Origin of the sequence: Arenimonas sp. (assembly GCF_044348765.1) — a bacterium.
Taxonomy (GTDB): Bacteria; Pseudomonadota; Gammaproteobacteria; order Xanthomonadales; family Xanthomonadaceae; genus Arenimonas.
Window position 1 is genome coordinate 1 of record NZ_JBIKSE010000115.1, and the last position, 13,228, is coordinate 13,228.

Sequence of the window (13,228 nt, forward strand, 5' to 3'; positions counted from 1 at the left end):
AATTTTGGAAATACAGGCAATAAATATATTCGTACACTACAGGTAAACAATACCAGTGGAAACAGTATTACAGACTACATTGGAAACGTAGATTTAGACACTGCAAGTTTAATATCTAGTGGAAAGATGAAAAATGACTGTGGTGATATACGAGTAAAAGATGGAAATAATGCAGACCCACTTGGAAATAGCGATACAACCAATGTATTTAGTTACTGGATAGAGGGTTGTAATTCTCGGGCTACCACAGTTTGGTTTAAGATACCTACTCTAAATACAGGTACAAAATCACTTTATCTAAGTTATGGGGATAATAATTTGAGTACTACAGCAGAAAATATCTCAACTTTAATTTCTCAAAAGTTTCCAATTTTAGCTCAAAGTAGTAACAAACTTTGGATTGCTGCCAGTGATTTAAACCTTGCAAATAATGCGACGGTATCAACTATAAATAACAAGGCTAATACCAACAACAACCTTACTCTTCAGTCTGGAAAAACAGAAGGAACCTTCAATAACAATGCTATAAATGGAAGACCTGCAATTACTTTAGCGAATAACAGAAGTTATTCATTTACTCGTATTTCTGACATTAGAACTGTATTTTGGGTTTTGAAAGAAAATACAAGTGGTGGGTTTTTACTCGGAGATACTTCAGCTTATAATTTTCATAGAAATGGGCAATATTTATGGCATAGTTGTTGTTCTAGTAGCAATGTCCAAAATGGTGAAACTAGAGTAAATAATGAACTAATTACACCCAGTACTGATGCCAAACTAATAGTAGGCACTCCCACTTTAGTTTCTTTGGTTACTACAGGTAATACACAAGCAGATTCACTCACTGAAGATCGAGGTGGTTACAATAGAAGTTTTGATGGAGATATAGCTGAAGTCATAGTATTCAACTCAGCTCTCTCCACTAACGACCGTCAAGCAGTCGAAAACTATCTAAACCTAAAATACAAACTATACAATACCACCTCAATCATTTCTCCAACTATAAATAATGAGCAAAGAATAGATGTAAAAATTGGAGGAAATTCAATGTCAGGAGTGACTTTCATCGACTCTCAAACTCTACGAGGCTACACCCCAGCAGGCACAGGAAATGTAAATATCAAGGTCACCAACTCTGATGGATCAAACGGAACAAGTGCTACTAACCTTTACAGTTATGGTCAAAGCAACGTTCCAAATCCAATTACAGATTTAACTCTTGGTACTCAAGAAGGTGGAAATGTAAATCTTTCTTGGACAACTCCTTTTAATAATGGTTCAGCTATTACAAATCATATTATTCGATATTCACAAAATGATTTTACTACTTATACAGATTTCAATACCCAAAGCAATACTAATTCAACCACAGTTACAGGATTAAACATAGGTCAAAGCTACAAATTTAAAGTAATTGCTGTAAATGGTAGTGCTCAAAATCAAGGAAACGGAGCTGGTAGAAGTGTAGATTCTAATGTAGTTAGTGTAGCTAATTTAGACTGTGATACAAATTTAGGTGGATTGGATTTAATAATAAGTTCAAACCAAACTTTAACAGGTAGCTATTGTAATATTAATTTATTCCAAGTTAATAGTGGAATTACAGCAACTTTAAATAACCAGGCTTCAACTACAGCCCCTTTTACAGGTAAGGCAGTGAAGATTTATGCCCAGAGTGCTAACATAATTGGAAGTATTAATGGGGTTGGAACAGGCTACGCAGGTGGAGTAAATAGCGGTGGTAATGGTCCAGGAGCAGGACAGTTCTCAAACGGATCTAGTAATGGTGGTGCAGGATACGGAGGTAGAGGTGGTAGTACTAGTACTCTTGGAGGAAACAGCTACGGCTCAGTTACCCAACCAACAGATTTAGGAAGTGGAGGTGCAGACCCTTCAAGCTGGAGTGCTAGAGGAGCAAATGGAGGAGGAGCTATTAAACTAACAGTAGCAGGAACTACTACAGTGAATGGAAGTATTTTAGCAAATGGTGAAACATACAACGATATCTATGTAGGTGGAGGATCTGGAGGAAGTATCTGGATTGATACAAACACTCTTACAGGAAGTGGTATTATTACAGCCAATGGAGGAAATAGTCCTGGAGCTGGTGCTCCTGCTGGAGGTGGAGGGGGAGGTAGAATTGCTTTGTATTACACTACCAAAAATCTAACCAATTCCACTCCAGTGTCAACCATAGGTGGAACAGGAAACCAAAATGGTGGGGCAGGGACTGTGTATGATAAAAACAAAAGTGATAACACTAAACCAAATGGAGATCTAATAATTTCCAATCTTACTAACAATACAGGAAATTTAACACCTTTAAACGATTCTACAAACAGATACATTTACGATAATATCACAGTTCAAAATGCGTATTTAGATTATACTAAAACAAATAATACTCTAAATGTCATAAATACCCTAACTCTACAAAGTTCAGCTACTGTAGATGACACAACCAAACTAGCTACTCTGCGAGTAAATTCTAAAGATACCTACAATATTACAAACTTTGTAATCAAGCGAAATGGAGTACTGACTCATGTAGCTAACTCTTCAACTCATAATAATAGTACTATTATTAATAGTACAACCCTAGACATCCAAACCGGTGGTAAAATAGATGTATCAAACTTAGGCTACACTGGTGGAGTAAACAGTGCTGGTAATGGTCCAGGAGCAGGACAGTTCTCAAACGGATCTAGTAATGGTGGTGCAGGATACGGAGGTAGAGGTGGTAGTACTAGTACTCTTGGAGGAAACAGCTACGGCTCAGTTACCCAACCAACAGATTTAGGAAGTGGAGGTGCAGACCCTTCAAGCTGGAGTGCTAGAGGAGCAAATGGAGGAGGAGCTATTAAACTAACAGTAGCAGGAACTACTACAGTGAATGGAAGTATTTTAGCAAATGGTGAAACATACAACGATATCTATGTAGGTGGAGGATCTGGAGGAAGTATCTGGATTGATACAAACACTCTTACAGGAAGTGGTATTATTACAGCCAATGGAGGAAATAGTCCTGGAGCTGGTGCTCCTGCTGGAGGTGGAGCAGGTGGTCGTATTGCTCTTTACTATCAAGCTCGCTCTGGTAGCATGACCCAAGTAGATCAAAATTCATCCATCACAGTAAACGGTGGAACTGGAACTGGCGATTGTAGCGAGCCAACTATTACCGAAACCTTCACAGATACTAATAGCAATGGTTACTATGACCTAGGTGAAACTTTTGTAGATGTGGTAGCTCCAGGTAACACTGCAGGTCGTCGAGACGAAAAAGCAGCCTACACCAACACAACTAGTGGCTGTACAGGAACCCTTTACGACGGTAACAGTCCAGAAGCTGGTCTTTCTTCTTTAGTTTCGAGTAACCTTAGCCCAAATCCAAATCCAATTTCAGTTGGTAGTGATTTTAGTCTATCTGTAACGGGTATCAAAAATACTTTTGGTTTTAATTTGTTTAGCGGTACTTGTTCAGCTGATATTATTCGAACTACTGGAACAGGGAATTATACAACTACAGTTAGTAGTGTTTCAGGTACGATTTTAAATGGAGTGTGTACTTTAGTTGGCCCAGCTAGTGGAGGTAAATTCTTAGACCCAGGTGGAGTAGGGCAGTTTAGTGTGAAAGTTACAGCAGTTGGTTTAGCTACCACTACAGCTGAGTTTAAAAACTTCCTATCTTTAACCGCTTACGCTACACCATCCAACAAAGCCAAAGCTAACGGCACTGAACCAATTAGCCCATACACCCTAACTTCAACCCCAGTACCTTCCTTAATTGGTCTTACTGGAAATAGTAATTTGCTGAAGTTAACCGTTTCTGGACTTATCGATTCAGGTAATAATCAAGCTTTAAACAATACTCCTTGTAACTTTAATGTTACTGGCCCATCTGTAGATAATTCAGGTAATAGTATTACACCGTTTAGCCAAACTTTCACAACCCCTGCTTCTGGTTTGGTAGGAGGAATTTGTAGCTATACATTTGGTCAGTTTGATCTGCCTTTGATTAAGGGTGGGTATTCCTTTACGGTTACTGTAGCAGGTAAAGATATTTCAAATGCTGATGTAAATTTGACCACTGCTTCTCAAACCTTTAATCGCTTCTTTGATATCTTCTTATCCCAAACAGCTACTCCCACAGTTTTTGACTCTAACGGTAAAATCCCAGGATCAGCTACTGGAACAATTTTGGTAAGCACTGTCCCAACTTTGATTAGCCTTTCTAACCCAATAGTCTCAGGAGGAGCTAGTCCAACTTTCACTTCCCAAGTAGTTCGAAAATACGCTAATGGTAGTACAGATTTAATACCTTCTGGAACGGTTTGTCGTAACCTATTGTATTTAGATGGATCTTTGATTGATAACCAAGCTAGTACCCTAAATGCTACTGGTCAGTGTGTAACTACTGTACCGAATAGTTCCATTTCAGCTGGTAATTTGCAACTCAAAACTAGAGTTTCTCTAACCTTAAATAGTATTACTACTGATTTTGAAACTAACTTAACAACCTTTGCTACAGCTGGTTTTCCTAGCAACAAAGCTCAAAGTACAACCTTTAGTTTAGGAGGAAGTCTAGATACCAGTGCAATTCCATTTACAACTACTATCACAAGCCCTGGAAATACCTTTATTGGTACCGCTCAAACCTTTACTGTCTCTGGCCTAAAAGATTACGCTAACAATCAACCCTTAGCTGGAAGTATTTGTACCTTTAACTTTACCAAACCAGATGGAACAATCTTTAACTTACCTTCTAGTCCAGCAAGTAACGGATCTTGCTCAGTAACTATTGCAGGTAGCTCTTCAGACTTAAGTCTAAAAGGAAATTACAGCTATACCGTAACTCTTCCTGGAACTAATGGAACGGGTAGTGGAGGCAGCCCTAACAATGTAACCTTAACTACCAACCCAGCCATTAGCTTTGTGAGAAGATTTGATTTACAAACTACAGGAAGCGATGGGTTAACTGGAAACTTAGTAGGAACTTTAAGCTCTACTAGGGAACCTTTAGTCGTAAACAAAGCAGCTACTTTAACTTCACCAATTTTGAAGAAATTTGATACCACTACTAATTTAGCTTCTACGATTAAATGTCGAAACGTACTTACAATTAATGGAGGCAGTCCTATTTACTACCCAGGAGTAGTTTCTGGAAATGTGACTGGTAATCTAAATGCTACCGCTCAATGTGTGAGTGATGTGTTAGACACTCAAATCACCACTACCGGTTCAGCTGTACTTAAAACTCAAGTCAGTCTGTTAGATAGTAATTTTGATTTTTCGACCTACGGAGACGATTTCCAAACAGCTGATAAAACCATTTCAATCGTAAACGCTTACTCAAACAAAGCCAAAGCCAAAGATAATCCAAATCAAACTCAACCAGCTAGTAATACCCCTACAGTTTCTGTTAACCCAAGTTTTACTGATCAAAGTGTAACTCTCTCAGTAAGTAACCTAATTGATTCAGGCAACGATTTAGCTCTTGAAACAACCTCCCAAATCTGTAGGTTTAATATTACAAACCCTAATGGTACACTTTTATCAGAACAAACTGCAGCTCCAACCAACGGAACCTGTACAACCTCGTTTACTGATAACAGCCTAGAAAGTAATTCTGGATTTAGTACTAATTACAGTTTTACACTTAGATTTAACTCTGACGACAGTTCCACAGGTCAAACTTTAACAACTAACCCAGTAACTAATATTCAAAGAAGATTCAATATCTACCGAACTAGCTCACAATTACCTGCAGCTATTACAACTTCTACGGCTGGCTATACAAATATTTTAATTAAATCAACAGCCAACACTTTAACTTCAGGAGCGATTCAACAATCTAATACCCCAGCTAACTTACAAGCTGGAACTAGTCTCTCAGCTCTTACTGGAAAAGCTTGTCGAATAGTTTTGATAGTAAACTCCGCCACCCCAAGTTACTACCCAGCAACTTTAGACGGTAGTGGAAGGTGTATAGCTAACCTATTAAGCAGCGACTCACAACTTCAAACTTTATCTGAAACCGTAACTAGTAGAGTAGAAGTTAGTTACAACGATTCAACTTTTAATTTAGATCAATCAGGAAACCCAACAGTTACCAACTCAGATGATTTTAGTTCAGCTAACACCCCACTAAAAATTCGTAACCTTAATAACTCAAGCCTTTGTGTTCAGTCCTTTAAAGATGATAATGCCAGTGGTAGTTACAACAACGGTGGAGCCAATGGAAACAACCAAATCGGTCAACCTGAACAGCTTTTATCTGGTCAAACCATTAGTAAGAGTTTGTATGATAGTAGCAACAATCTAATTGGTTCAGTTGTTAGTAACTCTACCAACCCTTACTGTTTTGATAATTTGTTTGAAGGAGATTACTACGTCTTACAAAACATTCCTGCTAACACCAGTTTAACCAAACCAACAGTCGCTGATACCTCTGCTACCATAACAGCCTCCACAGCTAAATACCAAGTAACAGCAGTAAGCGGACAAGCCATCACCAAAGAATTTGGTTACCGTGGAAATGGAGATGAGGTTTGTGTGGATCAAACATATATTGATGTCGATAAAAACAATACATACAGCTCAGGTACAGACACCTTGGTGAGTGGAAAGAATACTCTAATCTATCTTTCTACAGATTTGGTAAATCCAATTACCTCAACGAGTATTCCAACTACCGGTATAGTTTCAGATGCTAATGGAAAAACTTGTTTCACAAACCTTCCAGCTAACAATCCAGGCGAAAGCTATAGGTTAACTCAAACTATTCCAGTAGCCCTAGAACCATTCTTCCCCTCTGGAGCTACTGCTATAACAGGACTACCTACTTTGGGAGCTAATGCTTACCGAGATGTAACTCTTAGTTTAACTACCGATCAGACCACTACCTTTGGTTACCAAAAGAGTGCTTCTTCTCTTGCTAAAGAAGAGTTAAACAACACCGACCAACCTACAGGCAGACCAATCAACACAGGACTGAACGTATTAACCACCATTAATCCAGTATTTAACGAAAAAGCCTTTGTAGGTTATCCAGTTTCAGCTCAAGTTAGTGGTTTAATCGACTCTGGAAACGATGCCTTACTTAGCGGAGTAGGAATCTGTTCAGCCACTTTTGAAGGTCCAGGTTTTGGAGTAAGTGGAAAGACGATTTCTAACCTAAATGTTTTAAACGGAAACTGCGTTGTCGATAACAGTAATAATTCAACTGTTGTCCCAACCACCACTGGAAATTATACCGTTACCTTCACCATCACTGGAGACAATCAACCACTGACAACCCTAAGTCACGACTTTGTAGTTTTCTCTGGAAATATCAGTGTCTGTACCTCAGCCTTTGCCGACTACAACGGTAATGGAACTAAAGAAAGCAATGAACCTTTAATTGGAGGCATTAGTGCTAAATTAGTTAGAGTTAGTGACAGTGTTCAGGTAGGAACAATCTCAAACCTTAGTGCTTCTACCATTTCCAACTGTTTTGCCCCAGTAGCCCCAGGAGTTCAATACCGAGTAGAACAAACTACCCCAGCTGGTCTAGTCTTAACCACCACTTTAGCCGATGATGCTTTCCGTGGATCTCCTCAAAACACCACCTACCCAGAAGACACCTTTGCTCAAGCCTTTGGCTACACTGGAAATTCAGGTACTCAAGTTTGTGGAAACTCCTTTAGAGACGATGCTGGAACTACCTATGGAGTCAACGATGGAACAAATGTCCCATTAGACACAATAGATCCTTTAATCACCAACAGTCTATTTACCACCAGACTATTTGATAATCTAGGAAACCCAGTCTTGGCTGATAAAATCTATACAGGAGGGCTATCAGGTTGTTTTACCAATCTACTACCAACCACAGTTCAAACTTCTAGTGGAAACCTTTCTTACTCATTAGACCAAACCTATTCAAACAGTCTAAAAGTAGCCCGAACTACAGCTAGCAGTTTCAGCATCCTAACCTTAGCCAATGCTCAAAACGATACTAGAGAATTTGGTTACCGAAACACAGCTGATATTTGTTACAACGACGTCTATCGAGACTACAACAAAGACGGTACCAGACAAACTAGCGAATCCATCATCTCAGACCTACCAACTAAACTCTACCAAGGAGCTAGTCAGATAGGGGGTACTCAAAATACCACTACTACAGGTAATAACTGTTTTAACGATCCAACCCCTGGAAATTACGAAATCCAACAAACCGTTCCAGCTAGTTACCAGGCTATCACCAGTTTCAACACCAACCTAAGCCAACCTACACTAAGCACCACAGCTTCTACTACTGTTAATTACTCTAACATTACTCTAAACCTAGGAGTAGATACTAATATCGGAATTGGTTACAAAGGAAGTAGTGGTACCAAAATTTGTGCAAATCCTACCTTCAAAGACTTAGTAGCTCCTTTTGGTGACTACAACGGTAGTGACACCCTTTACCCAGGCATCCTAACCACACTCAAAGATCAAAATGGAAACACCATCGCTGGAGGAACAGCCAACAGTCTCGGTCAAACTGACGCAAGTGGTAATCTTTGTTTTGATGAGCTACTTCCTGCAGTCGGATCTAGCTTTACTTACAAACTAGAACAAACCAGCCCAAATGCAGCTACCATTTTACCATCTACAGGTTCTCTAAGTAAAAACATAGCTTCTTTAGTAGTAGGTCAAACTGCTAGTGAGAAATTCGGTTACAAAGGCTCACCTCAAATCTGTCCTGTAGCCTTTAGAGATGATAGTGGTGATAGTATCAAAGATACGAACGAGCCTTACCTCTCAGTTCAGAGCTATCTCAAAGACAACAGCGGCAACACACTAACCCCAACTTCAACTACAGCCAATCCAATTCAAAGTGCTAACAACGGAGAAAACTGTTTCACTTTTGATTTAACTGCTGGAGCTAACTACCAAGTTAAAGTCACTCCTCCTAGTGGATACACTTTGCTAGGTGGTAGTGATACTCAAACTGTTCCTGATACTCTTAATGGTGTTCAATTCGGAGGTCGATACAAACCAGTCTTTAGATTCGATGGAGCTGGAAGTATTTGTATAGACAGTAGCTACGATAACTACCAATCCCAAATTGCAGGTCTAACCACAGTACTTAAAAATGGTACTACCCCAGTTCAAACCATCCAAACAACTGCTACTGGAAGCGACTGTTTCTCAAATGTCGACCCTGGAACCTACTCAGTCACTCAAACCGGACCCACTGGAAGTGCAGCCACCACCTCCAACCCAGCCAACGTAACTCAAAACCCAGGAGCCACCGAACACCTAAGCTTTAGATACACCGGAGCCTCCTCAATCTGTGTAACACCTTTTAACGATAACTCAATTACAGGCAGCTTTGATGGAATCAGACAAGACGGCGAGCTTTTTGTTTCAGATACCAATATATCCCTGTACAAATCCCCAGACTTTACCAACCCAATTCAAACCCTCAGCCCGTTAACCGAAGCAAACCTTTGTATAACTGGACTTTACGGAGGAGACTACCGACTAGTTCAAACCAACCCACCTTCAGGCTACAGCTACACCACTAGTGGAAACGGTACTCAAAACTTCACCGTTCCAAACTCCTCTCCAGTCAATCGCTACTTTGGACTAACCAACGACCCCGACTTCAACAAAGGAAGTATCAGAGGAAAACTCTACATCGACCGAAACGAAGATTCTAAAACAGCTCCACACACCTTAGCAGACTCCTTTGACCCCTACGGACAAGATTTAGCCTACCAAAGCACCTTCGACAACGATGTCCCAGTAACCAACCAAGAAGTTAAACTCTACAAATACAACCCACTATCAGCAAACACCGATAAATACGAATACCAAACTAGTGTTATCTCTGCCTCCAACTCAGCTGACAATGCTCAAGATGGAACCTACAGCTTTGATGGATTACTTCCAGGAACCTACAAAGTAGTAGTCCCACTACCACAAGGAACCACCTCAGTCTGGCCATCAGCTGGAGCAGGAAACAGCTCATTCATCGAAGGTATAGTTATCACTAGTAGCGAAATAGTTCAAGACAACCACCTTAGCTTCCAATACACAGCCAAAATCTGTCCGGTACTTTATGTCGATATCAACTACAACAACCAATACAACCCAGGAATCGACATTGACCTAATCCAAACCGTAGGCAGTTTTTACACACTAGCTTACGAAGCCGGAAGTGGACCTCAAACCGAATCCAACTACAATCCAAAAGGCTACCTACTTAATAGTACCAACCCCTGTATCTTACACGTCCCACCAAGACAATACACCGTCCAGGTAAACACAGCTGCCAACGATCTTCCAGGAAATCAAGGGGGCCTCGGCTATACCACTCTCTTTAACCGCACCCGCTACAACCAAATCACCCCAAACCAAAGTACCACCGTATATCTAGATGGGCAAACCTACCAAGTAACTAACTACTACAATGGAACCCCACCACCAGCTGACAACAATGCCCTATCCAGTCTTTCAGGCAGACTCTGGAATGATAAAGCAGGAGATGGAGTTTGGGAACCAACTGGAAAAGACACCAAAACTGGAATTGAAACTATCAACCCCAAAACCTACAACCGAGACTACGATAACGACACCCCATACGAAGGAATCAAACTTCAACTAGTAAAGTGTGGCGATGCCAACAACGACATCTTCCCCAAAGCTGCTTGGAATCTACCAACCAACTCTTTAGCTTACTTCACTAGTAGAGCCGACGGAACCTACGACTTCGTGAGCATCCCACCAGGAGGCTATGGTGTAATCAGGCTAGACCAATTCCCCAACGAAAACCAACTGACAGTCAGTCGAACAAATTCAGCTTGTGATGCAGGAAACTACATCTTCTGGAACAACAACCCAGGCGAAATTGGAAGCAGACCAAACCAAAGAACTCCAGGTCAAAACGAAACCAATTACAATATCTGGACTAAATGGAACAACACTATCGTGAACGACGCCTACATAGATCAAAACCTAAACGGTACCAGACAAAGCTTTGAAGATGATAAAGACACAAGCATAACCAACCTTACCTACGAACTCAGAGACTCTTCCGGTAACATCCTAGAAACAATCATAGAACCAACCCCAGGTTACACAAGCATTGCCTTTACCCATATCCCACCAGGAACCAACTACATAGTTGAACTTACCAGCTACACCTCCAACTACACCCCATTTGCAACTCCCAAACTAGACATCCCACTTAGAACCAACCTAGCCACCAACGGAACAAGTCAAACCCTAAACTTTGGATTTACCCCAACTACCAACTCAGCTATTGAGGGTAGGGTGTTTATCGACCGAACCAGAGACAGAACTTACCTACCAAACGGAATCGACACACAGTCCGTAACCGACTTCGATAACGACGCCCCACTTGGAAATTACACTGTCGAACTCTACTTTGGAGCTTGTGGTGGTTTAACCAACTGTTTCTTACCTGAAAACTTAGTAGCTACTCAAAACAGCATAAATGACAACTCAGCTAACCAAGGAAACTTCTCTTTCCAAAATATCCCTGAAGGCAACTACCACGCTAGAGTAACCAACCCAGAACCAATCGGAACTGAAAAAGGATCTGGTTCTGGCGGAGTCAGAACCTATTGGGGACAAGGAGGAGGATACGACTTGCAAAACGATTTAGTCTATGTAGCTCAAGACCAAACCCTTCAAAACCAACATCTAACCTACGACTACAACGGAGTCTTTAACGCAGACTCATTCTTAGACACCGTACCTGATGGAATCTACGACAGTAACTGGGAAGTTAGAAACAACTACACCAAACTCTCCCTAGTATACTCTCAAGGTAACCTAAATGAAAGCATTGTAATTCTGCCAACCTACAGAGGACAAACAAGTCAGCCTATCTTCCAAGCAGTACACTTACCTCCAGGCAATTACTCTATCGCCATAGGACCAAAACCAACTCAAATAGATGTCAGAAGTGGATACCTAAACAACCCATACGCTCTCAGCCCAAGCCAGAATAGATCCGAAGACCTACCATTTACCCCATACCTAAACAACACCATAAGTGGACAAGTCTTTATCGATAGACCAACCAACCTAGTAAACTCAAGTGGCTACAACCAAGTCTTCAACCCTAATGGAGGAGACGCTAACCCAGCCACCATCCTAGATAACGACATAGCTATCAACTTAGCAACCGTATATCTACAAGGACCTCCAGGCATAGCCATCAACCCACAAATTACCTCTGGCATCCCAGGTCAACCTCAAACCCAAGGAACTTACACCTTCTCAAACCTACCTAGTGGAAAATACCGAGTTCACAAACTCCCAGATAACAATAACGCTAGCAACCCAATTCCAAATGTAGATTTACCCGCTAGCTACACCAACACCATAACTGATATTTGTATTACAGCCCTCAGATGTAAATCCTCTAGGGTAATTACAAACCAACCAGAATTATGGGTTTGGTGGGATACAGGGTTCGACATAGTAGGGCAAGTCAAAGCTGGAATCGCCATTGAAAACGATCAAACCATAACCAGCAACAATGTCTATAGCTACACCAACCACGCCAGTGGAACCTGTATAGATGATTACAACGGTAGCGGAACTATTGATGCTAACGCTATAACTTTCACTAACGATACTGCAATAAATGGCTGTAGTTTCAAATTAAACACTCCTTACCTGGGCGAAAGCATTACTGGAACCACGAACCTTAACCAAACCTTCTACGAACTCCCACCAGGAAACTACACCCTACAGAAATTAAACAATGCAATAGGTAGAATTAATATCAACACTGCCAAATATACACCAGGATATCCAAATGTAGTTCCAACCCCAGGATACCTAAGTCTTGGTCCAACCGATGCTCCAACCTTTAGCTTCACAAACTCAGGACTCTACCAACCAGGCTATTACCACTTCTATCAAACCACCCCAGTCCAAACCCGTAACGCTTCCATAACAGGTAAAGTCTTTGTAGATAGAAATCAAAATCTATCCTTCCAAGCTGATGGAGCCGATCAAAACCTTCTAACCAAAGAAGACAACGATTACTACCTACCAAATATCAAACTTACCCTAACAGGAACCGAAACCAAAACAGGAGCCACAGTCAACAAAAACACCACCACCCAAATCAGCAACGATGGTAAGTACCAATTCACCGATTTAGCCGAGGGTAGCTACACAGTAACCAGTGATCTTGTTAAGAATTGAAATG

Annotated in this window: 1 protein-coding gene; it reads left to right on the forward strand. The window is 40.8% G+C overall.

Annotated elements, in window-relative coordinates:
* Positions 1 to 126: 126 nt before the first annotated feature.
* Entirely contained in the window at positions 127 to 13,224 is a 13,098-nt protein-coding gene (locus ACIQ0Q_RS09625) for a DUF2341 domain-containing protein (protein ID WP_395772719.1), read from the forward strand.
* Positions 13,225 to 13,228 lie beyond the last annotated feature (4 nt).

Bases quoted from the DNA above. Each gene is read 5' to 3' on its own strand.
- ACIQ0Q_RS09625 (WP_395772719.1), top strand. From the start codon at position 127: ATGAAAAATGACTGTGGTGATATACGAGTAAAAGATGGAAATAATGCA.